This window comes from Shewanella sp. AS1 (genome assembly GCF_021412565.1).
GTDB lineage: Bacteria > Pseudomonadota > Gammaproteobacteria > Enterobacterales > Shewanellaceae > Shewanella.
In genome coordinates this window covers 660,783-683,448 of record NZ_JAKCLJ010000001.1, presented here as the reverse complement: position 1 = coordinate 683,448, position 22,666 = coordinate 660,783, and the positions used below count along the sequence as shown (strand labels likewise).

At 50.7% G+C, this 22,666-nt stretch carries 18 protein-coding genes; 2 read left to right on the top strand and 16 right to left on the bottom strand.

The window, feature by feature from the left end:
- Positions 1-113 precede the first annotated feature (113 nt).
- A complete protein-coding gene (locus tag LZP69_RS03085; RefSeq protein WP_234198712.1) occupies positions 114-1,238 on the top strand; it encodes a patatin-like phospholipase family protein in 1,125 nt (374 codons plus the stop codon).
- A gap of 40 nt (positions 1,239-1,278) precedes the next feature.
- Here LZP69_RS03085 and LZP69_RS03080 read toward each other — a convergent pair whose 3' ends face one another.
- Complete coding sequence (locus tag LZP69_RS03080) at positions 1,279-3,228, bottom strand: monovalent cation:proton antiporter-2 (CPA2) family protein (RefSeq protein WP_234198711.1); 1,950 nt, start codon at positions 3,226-3,228, stop codon at positions 1,279-1,281.
- Between the two features lie 240 nt (positions 3,229-3,468).
- Here LZP69_RS03080 and dgcS point away from each other — a divergent pair, with 240 nt between their 5' ends.
- Entirely contained in the window at positions 3,469-4,350 is an 882-nt protein-coding gene (gene dgcS, locus LZP69_RS03075) for a diguanylate cyclase DgcS (RefSeq protein ID WP_234198710.1), read from the top strand.
- Between the two features lie 134 nt (positions 4,351-4,484).
- On the opposite strand, the gene tilS is transcribed toward dgcS, so the two are convergent.
- From tilS to pyrH, 15 genes are all read right to left on the bottom strand, one after another.
- Entirely contained in the window at positions 4,485-5,891 is a 1,407-nt protein-coding gene (tilS, locus tag LZP69_RS03070) for a tRNA lysidine(34) synthetase TilS (RefSeq protein WP_234198709.1), read from the bottom strand.
- A gap of 60 nt (positions 5,892-5,951) precedes the next feature.
- A complete protein-coding gene (gene dnaE, locus LZP69_RS03065; RefSeq protein WP_234198708.1) occupies positions 5,952-9,431 on the bottom strand; it encodes a DNA polymerase III subunit alpha in 3,480 nt (1,159 codons plus the stop codon).
- 163 nt (positions 9,432-9,594) lie between these two features.
- Positions 9,595-10,212, bottom strand: coding sequence for a ribonuclease HII (gene rnhB / locus LZP69_RS03060; protein WP_234198707.1), 618 nt, complete (start codon positions 10,210-10,212; stop codon positions 9,595-9,597).
- Positions 10,213-11,361 carry a lipid-A-disaccharide synthase gene (lpxB, locus tag LZP69_RS03055; RefSeq protein WP_234198706.1) on the bottom strand — a complete coding sequence of 383 codons (1,149 nt, stop codon included), beginning with the start codon at positions 11,359-11,361 and terminating at the stop codon, positions 10,213-10,215.
- Between the two features lie 92 nt (positions 11,362-11,453).
- On the bottom strand, positions 11,454-12,221 hold the full coding sequence (gene lpxA, locus LZP69_RS03050) for an acyl-ACP--UDP-N-acetylglucosamine O-acyltransferase (RefSeq protein ID WP_234198705.1): 768 nt from the start codon (positions 12,219-12,221) through the stop codon (positions 11,454-11,456).
- Positions 12,218-12,679 (bottom strand): 3-hydroxyacyl-ACP dehydratase FabZ, encoded by a 462-nt coding sequence (gene fabZ / locus LZP69_RS03045; RefSeq protein ID WP_234198704.1) that lies wholly within the window; start codon positions 12,677-12,679, stop codon positions 12,218-12,220. The genes lpxA and fabZ overlap by 4 nt, the downstream gene beginning before the upstream one ends.
- A gap of 28 nt (positions 12,680-12,707) precedes the next feature.
- Positions 12,708-13,733, bottom strand: a complete 1,026-nt coding sequence (gene lpxD / locus LZP69_RS03040; protein ID WP_234198703.1) for a UDP-3-O-(3-hydroxymyristoyl)glucosamine N-acyltransferase — start codon at positions 13,731-13,733, stop codon at positions 12,708-12,710.
- A gap of 12 nt (positions 13,734-13,745) precedes the next feature.
- Complete coding sequence (locus tag LZP69_RS03035; RefSeq protein ID WP_234198942.1) at positions 13,746-14,237, bottom strand: OmpH family outer membrane protein; 492 nt, start codon at positions 14,235-14,237, stop codon at positions 13,746-13,748.
- A gap of 67 nt (positions 14,238-14,304) precedes the next feature.
- Positions 14,305-16,788 carry an outer membrane protein assembly factor BamA gene (gene bamA / locus LZP69_RS03030; protein WP_234198702.1) on the bottom strand — a complete coding sequence of 828 codons (2,484 nt, stop codon included), beginning with the start codon at positions 16,786-16,788 and terminating at the stop codon, positions 14,305-14,307.
- A 31-nt stretch (positions 16,789-16,819) separates the two neighbouring features.
- A complete protein-coding gene (rseP, locus tag LZP69_RS03025; protein WP_234198701.1) occupies positions 16,820-18,181 on the bottom strand; it encodes a sigma E protease regulator RseP in 1,362 nt (453 codons plus the stop codon).
- Between the two features lie 48 nt (positions 18,182-18,229).
- The gene (ispC, locus tag LZP69_RS03020; protein WP_234198700.1) at positions 18,230-19,417 is read right to left on the bottom strand and encodes a 1-deoxy-D-xylulose-5-phosphate reductoisomerase; all 1,188 of its coding nucleotides are present in this window, start codon (positions 19,415-19,417) and stop codon (positions 18,230-18,232) included.
- Positions 19,418-19,420: 3 nt separating this feature from the next.
- The gene (locus LZP69_RS03015) at positions 19,421-20,278 is read right to left on the bottom strand and encodes a phosphatidate cytidylyltransferase (protein WP_234198699.1); all 858 of its coding nucleotides are present in this window, start codon (positions 20,276-20,278) and stop codon (positions 19,421-19,423) included.
- Positions 20,279-20,296: 18 nt separating this feature from the next.
- Positions 20,297-21,091 (bottom strand): isoprenyl transferase, encoded by a 795-nt coding sequence (locus LZP69_RS03010; protein WP_234198698.1) that lies wholly within the window; start codon positions 21,089-21,091, stop codon positions 20,297-20,299.
- 81 nt (positions 21,092-21,172) lie between these two features.
- Positions 21,173-21,730 (bottom strand): ribosome recycling factor, encoded by a 558-nt coding sequence (frr, locus tag LZP69_RS03005; protein WP_234198697.1) that lies wholly within the window; start codon positions 21,728-21,730, stop codon positions 21,173-21,175.
- Between the two features lie 89 nt (positions 21,731-21,819).
- Positions 21,820-22,566 carry a UMP kinase gene (gene pyrH, locus LZP69_RS03000; RefSeq protein WP_234198696.1) on the bottom strand — a complete coding sequence of 249 codons (747 nt, stop codon included), beginning with the start codon at positions 22,564-22,566 and terminating at the stop codon, positions 21,820-21,822.
- Between the last annotated feature and the right edge of the window lie 100 nt (positions 22,567-22,666).

Sequence of the window (22,666 nt, the reverse complement as noted above, 5' to 3'; positions counted from 1 at the left end):
TATGCTTGAACATCCCATCGGCCTCACATATTCTAAATTTAAGCAGTTCAGGAAGAATCAAGAGCCCAAAACATCAAAGTTAATCGGCTCTTTTAGGGATGTAAGAGGTTAATTTGCCAGATAAAACGGCGTTAGTCTTGGGCGGTGGTGGTGCGCGCGCCGCCTATCAGGTAGGGGTGCTGAAGGCGATAGTGCAACACTATCCCCGCAACCATGGCGTGCCCTTTAAGATCATCTGCGGCACCTCGGCCGGCGCCATCAATGGCACCTCGATTGCCACCCACGCCTCCTGTTTTCATCTTGGGGTTCGCAAACTCGAATGGGTATGGCGCCACTTTAACACCCACAAGGTCTATAAGGCTTCCTTTAGCGGTGTCTTCTCCCACCTGTTGCAGATGGCGCTGATGGGACTGCAGGATGAGAAGATCAATCCCGATGCGGGCAGCCTGTTTAATAACGAGCCTCTGCGGGGGCTTCTGAATGAGCTGATCAATTTTGAGCGTATCGATCGTAATATCGCCAGCGGCGCCCTGCATGCTCTCAGCGTCGATACCTCCTGTTACAACACTTCGCGATCTGTGAGTTTCTTTCAGGCCCACCATGAGATAGACGAGTGGCAGAGAGCCAGACGTGGCGGCCAGCGCACCCACCTTAATACCGAACACCTGCTGGCCAGTGCCGCCATTCCCTTGGTGTTTCCCTCGATAAAACTCAATCGCGGCTATTATGGCGATGGCTCGGTGCATCAGCTCGCGCCACTGAGCAGCCCTATCCATCTAGGGGCGGAGAAGATCATGGTGATCAACCTGGAGAGCCCTCATAAACAGCAGCACAAGGAGTTTGAGCATCACCCAAAGACCGCGACTATCGCTGGCCACCTGCTCGATACCATCTTTTCCGATACTTTAAACAGCGATCTGGAGCGGCTGCAGCGGATCAACAGTACCCTGACGCTTATTCCCGATGAAGTACGAAACAAGGCGCCGCTGAAAACCATTGAGACCTTAGTGATTAAACCCAGTCAGGACTTGAGCCTGATCGCCGCGCAGCACTATCATGAGATGCCGATGGCGGTGCGCACCCTGCTGCGACTGATCGGCATCAATCAACAATCGGATACCAGTATTATCTCCTATCTGCTGTTCGAGCAGGGCTATTGCAGCGCCTTGATCAATCTCGGCTATCAGGATGCTATGGTGCAGCAGGATGAAATTAAAGCGTTTTTTAATCTAGGCTAAACTAATACAACTGACCATATAGCATCACCTCTGCTTATCACTATCCCTGCAATAGATAATCTTCAGCCTTCTCCACCCGCCTGGGTTTCCCCAGCAGGATTAAGATATCGCCCTGTCGAATTTTCCAGCTCAGCTCTGGTTTTTCCACCTCAGCACCGGCGCGCCTTACCGCCCTTAACTCCACCTTAAGCTTCTCCCAGGGGATCTCGGCTAAGGCTTTCCCCACCACCTGCGCCCCCTTAGGTAAAGCTACGGCGTGTAACAGTTCGAGGGAGAAATCACTCTCCTCGCCGGAGAAGAAACCATGCAAGTATTGATAATGATTGCGCCGCTCATACTCAAGCCGCTTGAGAATACGATTGAGCGGCACGCCGCACTGAAACATCACTTGAGACACCAGCATCAAACTGCCCTCCAGCATCTCAGGGATCACCTGGCTTGCACCCGCTTTTTCCAGCTCTTCCAGCCCTTGATCGTCCCTGGTACGCACTAAAATTTTGGCATCCGGCGCCAGTTGCCTGCAAAGGGGAAGCACGTTTTCCAGTACCTGAAAGTCATCGAAGGTGAACACGATAAGTTTGGCTTCACGGATCTGCGCCTGTTTTAAAATCGCCCGCTTGGTGACATCACCAAAATAGACAGGTTCTCCGGCGCGACGCGCCTCGGCTACCCGAGTGGGGTCAAGATCCAGCACCAAATAGGGAATCGCTTCGGCCTTCATAAAACGGGCTATGGTCTGCCCCACCCGGCCATATCCTAAGATAAGTACTAACTCATTGGCATGCTCTATGGGGGGAATTGACATAGCTTCTGCCGAGGCCTTGGCGGTGACACCATGCAGCCGCCCAGCAATGGTCACACTGTGCCTGACCAGCCAAGGCGCCAACGCCATAGAGATCACTGCCACCATCACCAGCTTAGTGCTGACGCCAACCTCCAGCAGTTGATAATTGACCGCTAGTGCCAGCACCACAAAACTAAACTCCCCCACCTGAGACAGACTGATAGCCGTCGCTACTGAGGTTCGAAAGCTCTCCTTGGCCAATCGCAGAAGGCCATAAACAATCAAACCTTTGGCCACGATCACAGCGATCACCAAAAGCAGCACCTGCCACCAGTATTGCAGCACCAGAGAAAAGTTCAACAGCATACCTATAGAGATAAAAAACAGCCCCATCAGCAGATCGCGAAAGGGACGGATATCTGCCTCAAGCTGGCGTTTATACTGACTCTCCCCCAACAGCATACCCGCCATAAACGCGCCCAATGCCATAGACATTCCGACCCACTGGGTAAAGGCGCCAGTCGCCAGCGCCACCACTAAAGTCGAGAGCACAAACAGCTCATTAGAACGTGAACGTGCCACCTCATCAAACACCTTAGGCAGCGCCCATTTACCCACGGCCATCAGTGCGATAAAGGCCAGTACCCCTTCGCCCATAGCGATCCCTATCTCCTGCCAAGACAGTGTCTCACCATTGGCTGTTAGCAGGGGCATTAAGATCAGCAAAGGCACCACGGCTAAGTCCTGAAATAGCAGCACACTGACAGACAACTCACCGTGACGCTGCTTTAACCAGCCACGCTCGTTAAGCAGTTTAAGCACGATAGCGGTCGATGACAGCGCAACAACCGACCCTATCACCAAAGATTCACTGGCACTTAAGCCCAAAAAGAGTGCGACACACATGGTCAAAAGGGCGGTGACTGTCACCTGAGCGCAGCCTAAACCGAACACGGTACGACGCATAGCCCAAAGCCTGGGCAAGGAGAACTCCAGACCTAGGGAGAACATCAGCAGCACCACTCCCAATTCAGCGACTGAGTGGATCTGTTGTTGAGTAAACCAGTTGAATACCGAGGGCCCGCAGATCACGCCTGTGATCAGATAGGCCAGAATGGCAGGCAGCCCAGCTCGCCTAAACAGCGCGATGGCGAAGGTGGCTATCATCAGCATCAATAAGATCTTAATAAGAAAGCTATGTTCCATTTAGGCTCCAACTAAGAATCTGCTCCATAGGCTGCCTAGGACATCAGGCGCACAGGCAAATTAGGCATCAGCACAGTTAAGTCACGACGCAATATTCGTCTGTCAAAAATGTGACTCGAGAATATCAATGTAACAAAGAGACTAACTAAATGACAAATAAAGAAATTAATTAAAAGACAAAAGGCATGATAATTGCTTAATTTCTTATAATTCAAGTCCAATTATTTTGGAGTTAGCAATATGGACTTTGCCTTAGCGACAGAGTTTTCGCCGAGTGCTTACCGTTATCATCCCGAATTACATCACTCAGATAAGAGTGCGCCTAATTTGGTAGCCATAGTACAGCAGTTACATGAAAGTTTAGACCCGCGTACGGTTTTTGCCTGCTTCGGCAAGATCATGGGGCAATACTTGCCTGTGTGCGGCATAAAATTGCAGACCCGGCAATATCAGCTCAGTTGGGGCAGCGAACTGGGGATTCAAATCAAACAGAGGGTTAGTTTAGAGACCATAGAAGCCCAGCTCGATTATCGCTTAACATCGCCGCTTTTGGCGAGTCAAAGCGAACTGTTTACACAGATACAGACGCTACTGCTAAGGCCGCTTCTCAATGCTATCGAGTATGATCTTGTCTCTAAGCAGGCCATGTATGATGCCCTGACAGAGCTAGGTAATCGCCGTTATTACGATATCAACCTTAAACAGGCACTTGCCCGGCAGCAGCGCCACGGTGAGCGATTCAGCCTTATCCTATTAGATCTGGACAACTTCAAGAGTCTCAATGATCAACATGGGCATCTGCTGGGCGATGATATCTTGCGCTTGTTTGCAAAAACCCTGAGCCGCGCCATTCGCGAAAGCGAGCAAGCCTATCGCATAGGCGGCGATGAGTTTGCCATACTGATCGAGGGCGATGACGAGGCGGCGAGTGTTCTGTGTCAGCGCATCCTCTCTATGGTGAAGGGTAATCTGCGGCTGAATAAATTTCAGATCCAGACCAGCCTGGGAGTCGCTCAGTCTGTGGAAAACGACAGTCCAATAGAGCTCTTTTGCCGCGCCGACAAGGCCCTCTATCAGGCCAAAGCAGCCGGTCGTTGCTGTTACCGCATCTATGAAAAGTAGGTAAAAAATAGATGAAAAGTAGATAGAAGCAGATGAGAACTAGATGAGCAATCTATCTCTATAAAACAAAAAACGATGCCAGTATTTTAATACCAGCGCATCGTTTTTATTTCAAAGCGCTAACCTGCCAAATTCTACTTGAGGTAAAAGTGCAAGCCGGGTTGATCTGAGTCGGCCACAAAGGTTTTTTCGACCCAGTAACCTACAGCCGCCACCAGTTTATCATCGAAATAAACAAGCACCACTCGCTCACGCTCCCAGGGCGGCAGGGCTAGCTCCTGCCAAAGCTTCTTTAGCTCACGTCCCTTGCTGCGGTAATGAGGATGACACCGAGTCGCACCCGGCGCATTAAAGCCAAGGCGCACCTGCTCTCCTGTCTTGGGCAGGCGCAGACAGATTCTATCGCCGCGATCCCCTGGCGCAACATACTCACCATAAAGATGCTCACCATAGAGCGGCTCACCGGCATCGATTGACCAGCAGAGTGCGCCAGACGCAATCCCATCTAATGCAAGCGAAAACCCCACTCTTGCCGTTGCCACCGCCTTAGCCTGGCTGAGATAAAGATGCTGCCGGTATCGGCGCACCAGCATTCCATCGAGCCTCACTTCGACCTGGGCATCCTCCCTGGCCAGCAGCAGCTGTTCCAGCAACTGTTTGAGCTGAGCATAGCTTGGCAGGGCAAAACCACTATCGCTGATAAAGCCCCGCAATAGCTGCGTCTGCCACAATGGGGGTTGCTTGGAGAGCAAGTTCAGATCCAGCACAGGTTTTACGCTGTGACGAACCTTAACAAGCATCAGAGGTAAGCGAGCATTCACCTCTTCATCGATCAGTGCCTGCTGCTCGGCGCATAACTGCGCACTGCGCGACGCCGTCTGAGCTATCGCCGGCCAACGCGCCTTCAGGGCTGGAATAATCTCAAGGCGAAGGAAGTTACGGTCGAAGCGGTCATCCTGATTGCTCTCATCTTCGATATGAGTAATGCCCTGAGCCTTGGCGTAAGCCTCTATCTCAGGGCGCGGCACCTCCAGCAGCGGGCGCACCAGATAGGCCTGCTCGGCGAAAGGCTGAACTTTGCCCATGGCGGCTAACCCTTTGGGGCCTAAACCGCGTTTTAGCGCCAAGAGCAAAGTCTCTAACTGATCGTCCTGGTGGTGCGCGGTCAGCAGCAGATCCCCAGGGGTTAGCTCTTGGGATAACGCCTGGTAGCGCGCCTCACGTGCATTGGCCTCCAGGCTCATACGGGCGCCGGTTTTCACCTCGACCCGCTTAACTCTAATAGGCAGTCCATATTGGGCCGCCATAGTTTCACAGTGGCCTTGCCACTGATCGGCATTGTCGCTCAGGCCGTGATGCACATGCACCAACAGATAGTTAAACTCGCTGTGCGCCTTGGCAAACTCTGCCAGACCTGCGGCCAGCACCTGGGAATCAACGCCGCCGCTGTAGGCCAGCACCAGGCGAGTACCCGGTTTGAGCTGCAATGGCGCAATGGCGAGTGCTAACTCAGCAAAAGGAGAGAATGACTCACTTTTCATGATGGGAAGCTGTCATAATTTGAGGCTGTCATAATCGCAAGACTGTCATGATGGAAGCTGTCATGATGGAAAGACTATCCTGACCTTATCCGAGCCAGACAGGCTTTCCAGCGCGAGCATCAGCTCATCGGTGGGATTGACCCGCCACTCATCTCCCAGCTTAAACTGCGCCTTAGCCTGGGGCTGAGCATAGTTGATCACCACAGGCACACTGCCGGCCTTCCAAGGCGTTAATGCCTGCTGAAACTTCTCTAGCCATTGACTGTCGATAGCATTGGCATCCAGATCCACCTCGAGGGCATGCGCGAAATGGCTGCGCGCCTCGCCCATATCTATGATGTTACGCGCCGTCATGCGGTTACCGCCGGAGAAATCATCATAACTCACCTCACCTTCGACGATGAGGATACGATCTTTCTCCAGCAGCTCACTAAACTTCTCGAAGGCCTCGGTGAACAGCATCACCTCAAGGCGGGCACTCTTATCATCTAAGGTCACCAGCCCCATTTTCGAGCCGCGTTTGGTCATCATCACCCGGGTGGCGACCACAAGTCCCGCCGCCTTAATGGTCTTGCCCCGCTCTGTGGGATGCACATCCTTTAATCGGCCCGAAGTGTAGTGTTTCAGCTCTTTGAGATACTGATTGATCGGGTGCCCGGTCAGATAAAGTCCGAGGGACTCACGCTCACCTTCTAGCCAGATCTTATCGGGCCAAGGCGTACACTGCACAAACTGCTGCTTACTGTCTTGTGGCTCGCTGTTGAGCAGGCCAAACATATCGTGCTGGCCGATGGCTTCGGCTTTGGCATGTTGATCGGCGGCGCGAATAGCCTCGGGCAGAGTCGCCATCATTGCAGCGCGGTGTGGCCCGAGATTATCCAGCGCACCGGCATAGATGAGTTTTTCAATCACTCGCTTGTTGAGCTTTTTCAGATCCACTCGGGCGCAGAAATCGAACAGATCGGTAAAGGGACCATCTTCACGCGCCTTTAGAATAGACTCCACCGGCCCCTCGCCCACGCCCTTGATAGCACCGATGCCGTAGACGATATTAAGATCCTCATCCACGGTAAAGCGGAACAGGCCCTTATTCACATCCGGCGGCAAGAGCGGCAATCCCATGCGGTCACACTCATCCACCAGGGTCACAATCTTATCTGTGTTATCCATATCCGCCGACATCACGGCCGCCATAAACTGCGAAGGATAATGGGTCTTGAGCCACAGAGTCTGATAAGAGACCAGCGCATAGGCCGCCGAGTGCGACTTGTTGAAACCGTAGCCGGCAAACTTCTCTACCAGGTCGAAGATCTTCATCGACAGCTCGCCATCGACGCCGTTCTTGATCGCCCCCTCTTTAAAGGTGCCGCGCTGCTTGGCCATCTCCTCGGGTTTCTTCTTACCCATGGCGCGTCGCAACATGTCCGCGCCGCCTAGGGTATAACCGGACAGTACCTGGGCGATCTGCATCACCTGCTCTTGATACAAAATGATGCCATAGGTAGGCGAAAGCAGCTCTTTTAACGACTCATGCTGGTATTGTGAGTCAGGATAAGAGACCTCTTCACGGCCATGTTTACGCTCGATGAAGTTATCTACCATGCCCGACTGCAGCGGCCCCGGACGGAACAGGGCCACCAGGGCGATCATATCCTCGAAACAGTCTGGCTGCAGACGCTTAATCAGGTCTTTCATGCCGCGGGATTCCAGCTGGAATACCGCCGTGGTCTCATAGCGCTGCAGCAGACGGAAGGAGGCAGGATCATCTAAGGGGATCGCCTCGATCCGCACCGGCGCTTTACCCTTTTTCTGTAAATGCGGGTTAATCATCTGCAGCGCCCAGTCGATGATGGTCAGGGTACGCAGGCCGAGGAAGTCGAACTTGACTAGGCCAGCTGTCTCCACATCGTTCTTATCGAACTGAGTCACAGGGTTGTGCCCCTCGGCGTCGCAATAAAGCGGCGCGAAGTCGGTGATCACGGTTGGGGCGATCACCACGCCGCCGGCGTGTTTACCCGCGTTACGTGTCACCCCTTCGAGGACACGGCACATATCGATAAGGTCTTTGACATCCTCATCGCCTTCGTAAAGCTCAGGCAGCGCGGGCTCGGCCTCGAAGGCCTTGGCCAGGGTCATGCCGGGCTCGGCGGGGATCATCTTAGAGATGCGATCCACAAAACCATAGGGATGGCCCAGCACACGTCCCACATCGCGCACCACGGCCTTGGCGGCCATGGTACCGAAGGTGATGATCTGCGACACCGCATCGCGGCCATAAAGCTCGGCCACGTGATCAATCACCTCATCGCGCCTGTCCATGCAAAAGTCGACATCAAAGTCGGGCATGGAAACACGTTCAGGGTTGAGGAATCGCTCGAACAGCAGGTCAAATTCCAGCGGATCGAGATCGGTAATTTTTAACGCATAGGCCACCAGAGAACCGGCGCCCGAGCCACGGCCTGGCCCGATAGGAATGCCGTTATCCTTACCCCACTGGATAAACTCCATCACGATAAGGAAGTAGCCGGGGAAGCCCATGTTGTTGATAACGGTAAGCTCGACATCGAGTCTGTCATCGTATTCGCCGCGGCGCTCGGCGCGCACCGCTTCGTCGGGAAACAAAAATTCGAGCCGCTCTTCTAGGCCGATTTTCGACTGCTCAATCAGGAAATCTTCGATGGAAAGATCGCCTGTCGGAAAGTTGGGCAGAAAATACTCGCCGAGGCGCACTGTGACGTTACAGCGTTTGGCTATCTCCACCGTGTTTTGCAGCGCCTCGGGAATATCGGCAAACAGCTCGCACATCTCATCTTCGGTGCGAAAATATTGCTGCTCGCTGTAGAGGCGCGGCCGTCTGGGATCCGCCAAAGTGAAACCGTCGGAGATCGCGACCCGAATCTCATGGGCATCGAACTGCTCCGGCTGCATAAATACCACCTGATTGGTGGCGACCACGGGCAGATCTTGCTCTCCTGCCAGCTCCACCGCCATATGCAGGTAGCGCTCCTCATCGGGTCGGCCGGTGCGGATCAACTCTAGATAGTAACGATCGGGGAAATGGGTCTGGTAAAAGGCGAGCAGGGAATCGACCTGAGCACGGTTGCCCTTGAGTAGCGCCTTGCCCACATCGCCATCTTTGGCACCCGAGAGAATGATCAGCCCCTCGCTGTATTTCTCCAGCCAGGCCTGATCGATCGCCGCCCTGTCACGCACATGACCGCGCAGATAGGCGTCACTGATCAGCAGGGTGAGGTTTTTGTAGCCCTCGTTGTTCATCGCCAGCACAGTTAAGGAGCAAAATTCATCCTCAAAACCGGGCACCTGCATAGAAAAATCACAGCCTATGATAGGTTTGATCCCGGCGCCATGGCAGCCGCCGTAAAACTTCACTAGGCCACACAGGTTAGTCTTATCTGTCAGGGCCAGCGCGGCCATCTGATGTTCCTGCGCCTTGGCAAGAATAGGCTTGACCTTGGCTAGGCCATCGGACATGGAAAAGTCACTGTGAACGCGCAGATGCACGAAACGAGGTTCTGTCATATTGATAGGATCTTTCTTCTTTACACCAGTCTGGTTTTACCGTTTGGTTTGGCAGCTTAGAAGTTACCCCTATGCTTGCCAACTTGCGTAATTGATTGAGAGTAACAGACTCGGCCGAGGCAAGCCAGCGAGCCGCACGCAGCTATCGTGCTATATCGCCAAATTAGCCCGCGGTTAGCCTTTCCTGCACTGGGCGAAAACTGCGTCTGTGCACGGGTAATACCCCGTGCTGCGCCAAGGCCTCAAAATGCGCCTTAGTGGGATAACCTTTGTGCTTGGCAAAACCGAACTGAGGATATTTGGCATCCAGCTCGGCCATCTCATTGTCGCGCACCACCTTGGCGATAATGGACGCGGCGCTGATGGCGGCGATCAGGCCATCGCCCTTCACCACGGCATGGGCCTCAAGCTCAAATTCTGGCACCCGGTTACCGTCGATAAGAATACGATCCGGCCTGGCTCTTAACCCAGCCACCGCACGTTGCATGGCCAGCATGGTCGCATGGAGAATATTAAGCTCGTCTATCTCAGCCGGACTGGCTCTGCCCACGGACACATCTAGGGCCTTTTGCTGGATCTCCTCAAACAGCGCAAGGCGCTTCTTCTCCGATAATTTCTTCGAGTCATTGAGACCCCTGATGGGATTATTGGGATCCAGCACCACGGCGGCGGTGACCACATCGCCGACCAGCGGGCCACGCCCTACTTCATCGACGCCGGCGTAAAAACCTGTGGTTAAAAGGCTGACCTGCTCAGGAGTGATATTTTTAAATACCGCCATCTAGGCCTCCTCGACTAATGCAGCCACCGCATCGGCGGCGCGCTCACTGGCATTGCATTTAAGCTGCTGGTGCAGCTCGGTAAACTTGTCAATCAAGGCCTTGGGATCAGTGTCGAGCTGTTTGGCTACTTCGGCGGCTATCTTGTGCGGCACACAATCGGCTTGAATAAGCTCAGGAATTAAGTCCTCACCCGCCAGCAGATTTGGCAAAGAGTACTTGTCTATCTGCATCATGCCTTTGGCTATCTTGTAGGTAATAGGGCTCACCCGGTAGGCCACCACCATAGGGCGTTTCACCAGCATGGCTTCCAGGGTGGCGGTACCCGATGCCAGTAAGATGGCATCGGCCGCCGCCATCACAGTGCGCGATTGTCCTTCCACGAGATGAATATCGAGATCCGGCGCAAATTGCGTCAGAGCCTGCTCAAACTGGACGCGGCGCTTGGCATTAACCAGTGGAGTCACAAATTTAAGATCCGGGTATTGCTGGCGCAGCAGAAGCAGCGATTTGACAAAGGGTTCGGCCAACTGCTTAAGCTCACCACCACGAGAGCCAGGCAAGACGGCTAAATATTCCGCGTCACTGTCGAGCCCCAACTGAGCCCGTGCCGCGGCTTTATCGCTCACCATGGGAATGTCATCGGCAAGGGTATGACCGACAAAGGTACAAGGCACCTTGTGTTTGTCGTAAAACGCCTTCTCGAAAGGCAGCAAAGAGAGCACCATATTGGTGGCTTTGGCGATCTTGAAGATCCGCTTAGGACGCCAGGCCCACACGGAGGGACTGACATAATGCACTGTCTTGATGCCGCGCTGTTTAAGTTTCAGCTCCAGCCCAATATTAAAATCCGGCGCATCGATACCGATAAAACAATCAGGATTAAGGGCGGCTAGCTCGTTAATCAGGGTGTGACGCACTTTTAGCAAGCGCGGCAGACGAGAGAGGACTTCGACTATGCCCATCACCGCCAGCTCTTCAAATGAAAACAGAGACTCGAATCCCAGCTCATCCATCTGCGGGCCACCTATGCCGACAAATCTGGCATCCGGGTAGCGCTGTTTCAGTGCACGGATCAATCCCGCGCCGAGAATGTCACCAGAAAGCTCACCGGCCACCATGGCAAATATTTTGGGTTTTGTTTCGCTCATCTTCTCTCTGCAAACTTAGGGTTTAACCATTCTGGCTTAGGCAAATAAAAAAAGCCCGTGGAAACGAGCTTTTAAGCGATAAATACAGCTGACTAACGAATAATGCCGCGTTTGGAGTTTTGTACAAAATCCATCAACAATTTTACGTTAGCATCCCCGGCTTCCTCTTTAAGCTCGGCAAGGGCTTCTTCGACCGTTAGGCCTTTACGATAAAGGGCCTTATAGGCACGACGCACCGCTAACTGGCTCTCTTTTGAGAAACCACGGCGCTTCAAGCCTTCGCTGTTTAATCCCCGAGGGATCGCGGGCTGACCCGATGCCATCACATAGGGTGGCACGTCTTGTAGGATCAAAGATGAGCCCGCAGTAAAGGCATGGGCACCAATATGCACAAACTGATGCACACCTGTCATACCACCTAGAATCGCCCAGTCACCCACATGAACATGACCTGCGATCGAGGCATTATTTGCCATGATCACGTTACTACCGACAACACAGTCATGGGCAATGTGCACATAGGCCATAAACAGGTTGTTCGAGCCGATAACGGTTTCGCCTTTATCTTGGGTGGTGCCCCGGTGAATGGTGACCGATTCACGGATCACATTGTTATCACCTATGATCAAGCGGGTTGGTTCACCGGCATATTTCTTATCCTGGCAATCTTCCCCCACTGAGGCAAACTGAAAGATACGGTTGCCTTTACCCATAACCGTTGGACCTTTAACCACCACATGTGAGCTAAGATGACAATCATCACCTATCTCAACATCCGCCCCTATATAGGTCCAAGGCCCTATGGTGACATTGTTACCTATCTTGGCATCTGGATGTACGAAGGCTAACTTATCGATCACTTGCTAATCTCTCTTCTGGCACACATGATTTCAGCAGAACAAACCACTTCACCGTCGACCTTGGCTTCACCGGTAAACACCCCAATGCCGCGGCGCTCTTTGATCATTTTCACTTCAAAATGGATCTGATCGCCCGGCTCAACGACTCGCTTAAATCGAGCATTATCGATACCAGCAAAGTAGTAGAGGTAGTCGGTTGAAGGGATTTCGCTCATGGTCTTAAAGGCCAACAGACCTGTAGCCTGTGCCATAGCTTCAAGCAATAGCACGCCAGGCATCACCGGCTGAACGGGAAAATGCCCTTGGAAAAATGGCTCGTTAATGGTGACATTCTTGATCGCGTGCAGCGTTTCGCCGGGAGTATAATCTAAGACTCTATCGATCAATAAAAATGGATACCTGTGGGGAAGAAACTTCAAAATCTCTTTAATATCCATTGTATTTAATTGATTTGACACTCAATATTTCCTTAGCTGCCAAGGGCAGTTAATCATCTGATTTAACATTTTTCTCTAACTGTTTCACTCGCAGGAACAACTCATCGAGCTGTCTAAACCTGACTGTATTTCTTCGCCAGAGTTTATTTTCCATCGCGACCGTTGCAGAAGAGTATACACCAGGCTCACGAATAACACTTGTTACATTGGTCGCGCCGGTAATATGGGTACCATCGGCAATGGACAAGTGACCAGCGATGGCACAGCCGCCACCAATAATACAATATTTACCGATAGTTACACTGCCTGCAATAGTAGAACTGCCTGCCAGCGCACTGTTTTCGCCTATGATGACATTATGGGCTATCTGCACCTGATTATCGATAATCACACCATGGTGGATCTCGGTATGGTCTATCGCACCTCGGTCAATACTCGTGCATGCACCAATTTCGACCCGATCACCAATACGCACACCGCCGGTTTGGGGGATCTTAATCCATTGGCCGCGCTCATTGGCATAGCCAAAGCCATCAGAACCAATCACACTACTGGAATGGATTAAGCAATCCTTACCTATATGAACATTATGATAGACGCTGACATTGGCCCAGAGCATAGTACCTGAGCCAATAATTGAATCCTGACCTACTACGCAGCCTGCGCCTATCTGCACATTTTCGCCTAAAACCACATTGGCACCAATCACAGCATTTGCCCCTATCGCAGCGCCTTCACCCAACTGGGCAGAAGGGTCGATAACAGCAGTGGGATGGATAAGCTCAGCCGCCTTAGGCGTAGTGTCTAACAACTGGGCAACGCGGGCAAAGCCCACATAGGGATCGTTTAAAATGATGGCATTACCTGTGTAGGTTTCAGCCATCGAAGGTGAGAGCAGTACGGCCGATGCCTGTGTGCCCTGTAACTGACTCTGATATTTGGAGTTAGCTAAGAAAGCGATTTCACCTTCCTGAGCCTTCTCTAAAGTGGCAACACGGTATATCTCAACCGTGTCGTCCCCTTTTACCTCGGCATTGAGATGGTCAGCTATCGCTCGAAGAGTATAACTTGTCATCAATCTTTGGCCTTATTTGCTAAGCGCTTCAACGACCTTGTTGCTGATATCTGATGTTGGGTTAACAAAGATAACCGCGCCACGTTGCAGCACCATGTCATATTTTTCTTTCTCAGCAATGCTTGTGATCGCTTGCTGAACTTTAACCAACAACTTGTTCTGTTCTTCGCCGTTACGACGACGCATATCTTCATCCAGCGCCTTGCCTTTGAGTTGCAGCTCTGACTTCAGTGATTCCATCTTACGCAGCATCTCAGTTTTCTGAGTCTCGCTCATCAGGGCGGCATCACGCTGCTGCTTCTCTAACATGCCTCGCAGTTCATCCTGCATCTTCTGTACGGCAGCAACACGATCGCCAAATTCGGCTTTAAGGTTTTTGCTGACTTCTTCACGCTGTGGCAATTGTTCAAAAACGGCTTGCATATCCACTACGGCAATTTTTTCCGCTTGAGCGGCGATTGGCGCGCCCAGTAAAACTAAAACCATCATTGCGCGATTAAACATCTTTTTCAAAATAAACTCCTTTAAATTATCAGCAAAACTTGCCGAATTTTATTAACTTACTTGTAGATTAGAAAGTTTTACCAATATTGAACGAGAAGATCTCTGTATCATCATCTTCATATTCTTTAATCGGCCATGCAAGGCTAAATACCATAGGTCCCATAGGCGATAGCCATTGCACGCTCATACCTGCCGATGCACGGATACGGCTAGGATCTGAGTAGTCATCAAGCTGCTCGAACTCGGTTGCCGGCAGATAGGAGTAGGAATCGATATCAAATTCCGTATCCCACACGTTACCCGCGTCCACAAAGAAACTGGTACGTACCGAGTTAGTATAGGCTTCATCCAGGAATGGTGTCGGCACAATCAGTTCCAGACTCGCCGTGGCAATCGCATTACCACCAATCGAACGGCCACCGCTAACGGTAACTTTATTTATATCGCCTGGCAAGCTACAAGGATCACCAGAAATATCTGGCGCACAGGATTCGCTGCCGCGATAGAGGTAGAAGGAACGCGGACCAACCGAGTTAGACTTAAAGCCACGCAGCGAGCTACTACCGCCTGAGTAATAGTTCTCCCAGAAAGGTAGGATCTGATCGTTATCATTAAATTTGCCATAACCGTTGGCATAGCCTAAGCGCGCCTTAGTCATCAACACAAAGCTATGACTGCGGTTAATTGGGAAATAGAAGCTGGTATTGAAGTCCGTCTTAAAATACTGCAGATCTGAACCTGGAATCGTTACTTTGCCCGACAAACGCTGGGATGAACCTGCGGTTGGGAAAGTGCCTCGGTTCAAGGTGCTACGGTACCAACCTAAGGACGCCTCGAAGTTATCGAATGAGAGATCTGCCTCAGGATCGTTCGGGTCGCGATAAATATTGTAAAATCGCAGCGCCTGCTCATAAGCTGAGATCTCTGAAATACTGTTATGACGATAGCCTAAGCCACCGTTGATACGGTTGTATTCGTTGATCGGGAAACCAGAGTTAACGGTAATACCGTATGAACTGTTTTTATAACGCTCAAGGTTGGCCTGCTCGGCGTCGAACTCGTTCCAGAAGATATTTCCCCCTAAGCTGACCCCATCCTTAGTAAAGTAGGGATCGGTATAGGAGAGATTGACGCTCTTAGAATAACGGTTGGTATTTAAGCTCACTCCCGCCTGATTACCTGTACCGAGGAAGTTATTTTGCTGCACACCAAGCTGCAGACTCAAACCCGACTCTGTACCATAACCGACACCGGCATTGAATGAGCCAGATGGCTGCTCTTTCACTTTAAAAGCCACATCCACCAGATCGTCTGTGCCAGGCACTTGAACGGTTTCGGTATCGACGGTTTCAAAATAGCCTAAACGATCCAGACGCGCTTTTGATTGCTCAACCTGAGCCGAGTTTAACCAGGCCCCTTCCATCTGACGTAGCTCACGACGCAGCACTTCATCTTTGGTAACCTGGTTACCGGTAAAGTTGATGCTGCGAACATAGACGCGTTTCCCTGGTTTTACATTGATGTTCAGGGTAACTTCTTTGTTCTCGTCATCGATCTCTGGATAGGTTTTCACTTCAGGATAAGCATAACCGAAACGGCCTAAATACTTGCTGTACATCTCTTCGGTAAAGGTCACATCCGCGCCATTATAGGTATCGCCTACCTTCATAGGCAAAATCGCTTCCATCACCTCTTCGCGGCCCATCAGCTCGCCGGTCAGGTTAATATCCTTAACCTTATAGGGTTCGCCTTCATTGACGTTAATTGTGATATAGAGGCCCTTACGATCGGGCGTCATCGCCACCTGAGTCGAAGTCACCTCGAAACGGATATAACCGCGGTTATGGTAGAAAGTCTTAATGGTCTCCAAATCCGCCTGCAGCTTCTGCTTCTGGTAACGACGCTCACCGAAGAGATCCCACCAGGCCACATAATCTTTCAGCTCAAGCATACCGATCAGCTCTGAGTCGCTGAAAACCGTATTACCCACCACATTGATCTGACGAATTTCCGCCGCTAAGCCTTCAGTAAATTTGAACTTCAGCTCGACACGGTTACGGGGCAGGTTAATGACCTGTGCCTCAACTTTGGCGCCATATTTACCTACGCCATAGTAGAAGTCCTGCAGACTCTTTTCGATGCCGCTGAGCATGGTTCTGTCCAATGACTCGCCGACTTTTACGCCGCTGCCATCAAGACTCTCTTGTAGCTGCTCATCTTTGATATCTTTGTTGCCTTCAAAGGAGACCACACTGATGGTAGGACGCTCCTTAACACTGATGACAAGTACGCTGCCATCACGTGTCACTTCAACATGTTCGAAGTTAGTCGAGGCATATAAGCTTTTTATCGCTTGTCTAAGACGGGTTTCATCGACGGTATCGCCGACTTTAATAGGAATATTGAGTAATGCAGCACCGAGCGCAACCCGTTGTAAACCTTGAACCTGAATATCTGTTACTTCAAAAGGCTGGAATGACGCTGCCCAACCCTTCCCTGAAAAAGACGCACCGACTAATAACATCGAGGCAAAAATTTTATTCAATCTCATAGAGCACTTCTAATTATATGTGTGTCCTTGCTCAGAGTCGGGAAAAATCGTTGAAGAGGGCGATACTCATCAACATTAGCAGCATAGCCGCCCCAAATCTGAATCCAATTTCCTGTACCTTTTCCGGTACAGGCCTGCCAGTTATCACTTCGATGAAGTAATACAAAAGATGCCCACCATCAAGTACCGGCAATGGCAATAAATTAATAATGCCTAAATTGACGCTAATTAATGCTAAGAATCCTAAAAAGTAAACCAATCCATAGTTAGCGCTACTTCCCGCTCCTTGGGCAATGGAAATCGGTCCACTCAGGTTTTTCACCGACACGTCGCCAGTGAATAATTTGCCAATCAACTTAATGCTGACCGCCACAAGTTGCCATGTTTTATCGGCGGCCACCAGTAAAGATTCACCAAATCCATACTCTAACTGCAGTTGCATCGCTTCAGGCCATGGTGCCTGAGTCGGTGCAACGCCAAGCACCCCTTCGCTAACGCCGCGGCTGCCACTACGGCTTCCTGGCGTCACGTTTAAGTGAAGCTGCTCGCCATTGCGTCTGACTGTGATCTGCAATAGCTGTCCTGGTGATGCTTTAATCTTATCGACAAAACTGTCCCAATCCTGGTAAGTCTCCCCATCAATAGCCACCAGTTCGTCCCCGACCTGTATTCCACCGGCATGGGCGGCGCCCTCTTCACTGACAAAACTCAGTACTGGGCTTATCTCAGGGCGAAAAATATTCAGTCCCAGCGAACTCATAGGCGACTGTTTTTCTGGGTCAAACTGCCAGTTTGAGGTATCGAGGCGGTAAGTGCGCTCCTCCCCCATCAAACCCGACATAGGTGCCAGGGTTAAATCAATCTGTGAGTCGCCGATATGGCTCACCAATGCGTAGGTCACCTCTTCCCAGTTACGCACCTTTTGATCGCCAACGGCGAGAACCTGCATGGGTCTAGTTACCTGAATCACAGCTGCGGGCGAGTCGCTTTGGGTACTCTCAATCACAGGTTTGAGTGAAGGGACGCCAATCAGATACATGATATAGAGAGCAAAAATGGCAAACACAAAATTCGCCATGGGACCTGCGCCGACAATGGCGATACGCTGCCACACAGACTTACGGTTAAACGCTTGGGGTTTGAGCTCATCTGGCACGTCATCGACACGCTCATCAAGCATTTTCACATAGCCGCCTAGCGGGATCATCGCCAGCACATATTCTGTGCCGTCCTGCCCTACTTTGCGCCAGATTGCCTTACCAAAGCCGATAGAGAATCGTTCGACTTTCACACCACAGCGTCTGGCTACCCAAAAGTGACCATATTCATGTGCGGTAATGAGCAAACCCAGTGCAATAGCAAAGGAACCTAAGTTCCACAAAAAATCCAGCATTACAATCCTTTATTAAGACTCAAGCCAAATACAACTAAATCCGATTAATTAAAGTCGTTTAATCAACTCTGCAGCCAAATGTCGAGCTTCCCCATCTAGGGCCAAAATCGCCTCTAGGCTGTGCAAACTCTGCTGCGCAACTTTTGTCAGACACTGCTCATTAATTTTGGCAATATCGGTAAAGCGGATCTGTCCATTTAAGAAGGCATCGACCGCCAGCTCATTGGCGGCATTTAAAACAGTCGTTGCCTCTTGTCCCTGCTCACAGGCGTCAATCGCTAATGCCAGACAGGGGAAGCGGTTAAAGTCGGGTTCAAGAAAGCTTAATTGTCCGACTTTGAAAAAATCCAAAGGTTCAACGCCGGCATAAATTCTTTCTGGATAGGCCATACAATGCGCAATTGGTGTTCGCATATCTGGGTTACCCATCTGCGCCAACACAGAGCCATCCTTATATTGCACCATAGAGTGGATCACACTCTGAGGGTGAATGATCACCTTAAGCTGATCCTTGCTGGCATTAAACAGCCAGCGCGCCTCAATATACTCAAGCCCTTTGTTCATCATACTGGCCGAGTCGACAGAGATTTTCCGTCCCATGGACCAGTTAGGATGCTTACAGGCTTGCTCTGGTGTCATATCCGCAAGCAAATCGAGATCGGAATTGAGGAAAGGGCCACCAGAACCGGTAAGCAAAATAGAGGCGATCCCCGCATCGTCGAGACGACAGGCACCTATCTCCTCTTGTACCTGATGGGGCAGACATTGAAATATAGCATTATGCTCGCTATCGACAGGCAAAACCTGAGCGTTTGAGCGCTGCATCTCATCGATAAACAGGCGACCCGACATCACCAGGGCTTCTTTGTTCGCCAGCAGCACCCGTTTTCCTGCCTTTACGGCAGCCAAAGTGGCTGGCAGACCGGCGGCGCCCACTATGGCCGCCATCACAGTATCCACCTCACTACCGCTGACTAAGGCCAGCAACTCGGCTTCACCTGTCAAGACCTGGATATTGAGCTGCGAAGGTAAGCTTTGCTTGAGTCTTTGCGCCGCAGCCTCATCGACCATAAGGGCGATCTTAGGTCTGTGAGCCAGACACAAGGCCAACATCTTGTCCACATTGGTGTGAGCGACTAGCGCATAGACGCGATAGTCGTTAGGATTCTGCTCAATAACGCTGAGGGTACTGGCACCGATGGAACCTGTTGCCCCAAGAATCACCATGTTTTGCATCAATTACATCCAGAATGCGATATAGATTAGCGTAAAGATAGGCAAGGCAGCTGTCAGGCTATCAATGCGATCGAGCACGCCGCCGTGACCGGGTAAAATCGTGCCTGAGTCTTTAATATCGGCAACCCGCTTAAACATACTTTCAGACAGATCCCCTATTGCAGAAATCATAGCAACAAATAGGGTCACGCAGACAATGAGTCCTAGCTCCTGTGCGGGCGATAACAACATCACTAAGGCCACCACAACCATAGTGGTTACCAATCCGCCAACTAATCCTTCAATGGTTTTTGCTGGGCTGACATTGGGCATCAACTTATGTTTGCCCAAGGCTTTACCGGCAAAATAAGCCCCTGAATCCATGGCCCACACGGTTAGCATAACCAAGAAAACCAGGGCGCCACCGTAATAGGGAGACATTGACGAGCTTAAGCCTTTTAGTGCCACAAGCGCTGTAAAACAAGGAATAAGGGTCAATTGGCCAAACATGGACTTAAGCATGTGGCTGCGTTGCCACAGAGAAGCACTCTTAGGGTAAGTGATCACTAAGAGTGAAGAGATAGCCCACCAGAATGCACCTATGATAAGAATCGCTAAATAGATAGGATGCAGATGCCCCCTAAACCAGATGTCATGGGCTGGGACAAACAAGTTCAACGCCGCCAGCAATATCCCTATGGTAATGGTGAAACTCCACTGAGTGATATTGCAATTTTTATCAATGATGCGTCCCCACTCTTTAGCGGCAACTAAAAATACGGCCACCAATGCCCATGAAAAAAACTCCACAGGTAAGAAGAATATGGCCCCCAAGACCACAGGGATTAACCATACTGCTGTTATTATTCTGTGTTTTAGCAAAAATCTTCCCTCTTATTTTTATTCTTCGGCCTGCAAGGTCTCTATTTGCGACCCTGTTAAACCAAAACGGCGCTGACGAGTGGCAAAAACGTCTACCGCGTCTTTGAACGTCGACTCATCAAAATCAGGCCATAATACATCAGTGAAGACCAACTCCGCATAGGCGGCCTGCCATAAAATGAAATTACTGATGCGGTAATCTCCACCTGTGCGGATCATTAAATCAACTTCCGGCTGATTTTGCATGCTCAAATGCTGGCTTAGTCGCTCTTCGGTGATTTGACTGCTGTCGATTTCGCCAGCTTCCACCTGTTTAACTAAGGTTTGCGCGGCTTGAATGATATCCCAACGGCCGCCATAATTTGCCGCCACATTGAGAATCAAACCATCATTGTCTGCGGTTTTCTCCATCGCACTCGCGATCTGTTTCTGCAGGCGGGCAGAAAACCGGCTGATGTCTCCAATGATATTGAGACGCACACCATTCTTATGCAGCAACTTTAATTCCCGCTGCAATACGGTAAAAAAAAGCTCCATCAATAAGCTAACTTCTTTATCGGGTCGGCGCCAATTCTCACTGGAGAAAGCAAACAAGGTAAGTGAGCCGACCCCCATCTCTCTGGCACTACTGACGGCGCGCCTAACGGCCTTGACCCCAGCCTTGTGCCCCATGACTCTGGGCTTACCCTGAGCCTGAGCCCAGCGGCCATTACCATCCATTATGATAGCAACATGCTGCGGAATAGACTGTTTCACTAGCTCTGTCAGTGCATGATTAGCAAGTTCAGCGCTAGATTGAGATCCGATTGACATCCAATACAACCCTTAAAAATAGCAAACGCCGTGTAGTATACCCCCACACGGCGTGTTAACTCTAGTCAGTAAGCGAGGAGATTAGACTTCCATCAATTCCGCTTCTTTTGCAGCCAAAATCTCATCGATCATTTTAACATGCGCATCGGTAAACTTCTGAATTTCATCTTCACTGCGGCGCACATCATCTTCGGTGCACTCTTTCTCTTTCTCTAACGCTTTCACATCAGAGTTGGCATCGCGGCGTACGTTACGTACTGCAATACGACCGTTCTCAGCCTCGGCGCGTACTACTTTGATTAAGTCTTTACGACGCTCTTCGGTCAATGCTGGCAGAGGAATACGGATAGTGGTGCCAGCAGACATAGGGTTTAGACCCAGATCAGAGCTCATGATCGCTTTTTCTACCACAGGGATCATGGTTTGATCGAACACAGTAACCGCTAAGGTTCTAGAGTCTTCGATAGACACGTTACCCACTTGCTTTAACGGTGTCAGCGTGCCGTAGTAAGAAACTTTAATCGAATCAAGTAAGCTTGGGTGAGCACGGCCTGTACGCACTTTCGCCATTTGAGTCTTAGTCGCTTCAACACATTTGCTCATGCGAAGTTTCGCATCTTCTTTGATCTCATTAATCACGTTACATATCCTTTTGGGTTACTAGTCACTGTACTTATCTAAACAATAACAGCTCAACAGTCACTCATTATCATTATTTAAAACAAAACTTATTCGGCGGGAGCTGCGCGACCACTGCGGATCAGTGTGCCTTCTTGTTCGCCCATGATAACACGACGCAGCGCGCCTGGTTTGTTCATGTTGAACACTAAGATGGGCATATTATGATCCCTGGCCATGGTAAAGGCGGCCAAATCCATCACTTTTAGCTCTTTATCCAGCACTTCACTATAACCAAGCTCGTCAAATTTGACCGCTTCAGGGTTTTTCACTGGGTCGTCCGAATAGACACCATCCACTTTAGTGCCTTTAAGCACTACTTCGGCCTCAATCTCAATACCGCGCAAGCAGGCGGCTGAATCTGTGGTGCAGAATGGGTTGCCTGTACCGGCAGCGAAAATCACCACGCGACCAGACTTGAGCAGGCTGATCGCTTCAGCCCAGTTGTAATCGTCACAAACACCTTTGAGTGGAATAGCTGACATCAAGCGTGCATTAACATAGGCACGGTGCAGCGCATCACGCATGGCCAAACCATTCATCACTGTGGCCAGCATCCCCATGTGGTCACCAACAACACGGTTCATGCCCGCCTTAGCCAAACCTTCGCCACGGAAAAGGTTCCCACCACCAATCACAACCCCGACCTGAATACCCAGCTCTACCAGCTCTTTAATCTCCTGGGCCATACGATCCAGCACTTTGGGATCGATACCAAAGCCTTCTTCGCCCATGAGGGCTTCGCCACTTAATTTAAGAAGAATACGTCGAAAAGCAGGTTTGGGGTTTGTGCTCATTATATTTATCCTGAATCTATGTCGATGGGTACGTTACCAATTATATCGAAAAAAAGCCCAGATGCGGCAACTAATTGGCATAATAAAACCGCAGCGATTG

Bases quoted from the DNA above. Each gene is read 5' to 3' on its own strand.
- LZP69_RS03080 (WP_234198711.1), bottom strand. From the start codon at position 3,228: ATGGAACATAGCTTTCTTATTAAGATCTTATTGATGCTGATGATAGCC.
- dgcS (WP_234198710.1), top strand. From the start codon at position 3,469: ATGGACTTTGCCTTAGCGACAGAGTTTTCGCCGAGTGCTTACCGTTAT.
- tilS (WP_234198709.1), bottom strand. From the start codon at position 5,891: ATGAAAAGTGAGTCATTCTCTCCTTTTGCTGAGTTAGCACTCGCCATT.
- dnaE (WP_234198708.1), bottom strand. From the start codon at position 9,431: ATGACAGAACCTCGTTTCGTGCATCTGCGCGTTCACAGTGACTTTTCC.
- rnhB (WP_234198707.1), bottom strand. From the start codon at position 10,212: ATGGCGGTATTTAAAAATATCACTCCTGAGCAGGTCAGCCTTTTAACC.
- lpxB (WP_234198706.1), bottom strand. From the start codon at position 11,361: ATGAGCGAAACAAAACCCAAAATATTTGCCATGGTGGCCGGTGAGCTT.
- lpxD (WP_234198703.1), bottom strand. From the start codon at position 13,733: ATGACAAGTTATACTCTTCGAGCGATAGCTGACCATCTCAATGCCGAG.
- LZP69_RS03035 (WP_234198942.1), bottom strand. From the start codon at position 14,237: ATGTTTAATCGCGCAATGATGGTTTTAGTTTTACTGGGCGCGCCAATC.
- bamA (WP_234198702.1), bottom strand. From the start codon at position 16,788: ATGAGATTGAATAAAATTTTTGCCTCGATGTTATTAGTCGGTGCGTCT.
- rseP (WP_234198701.1), bottom strand. From the start codon at position 18,181: ATGCTGGATTTTTTGTGGAACTTAGGTTCCTTTGCTATTGCACTGGGT.
- ispC (WP_234198700.1), bottom strand. From the start codon at position 19,417: ATGCAAAACATGGTGATTCTTGGGGCAACAGGTTCCATCGGTGCCAGT.
- LZP69_RS03010 (WP_234198698.1), bottom strand. From the start codon at position 21,091: ATGTCAATCGGATCTCAATCTAGCGCTGAACTTGCTAATCATGCACTG.
- pyrH (WP_234198696.1), bottom strand. From the start codon at position 22,566: ATGAGCACAAACCCCAAACCTGCTTTTCGACGTATTCTTCTTAAATTA.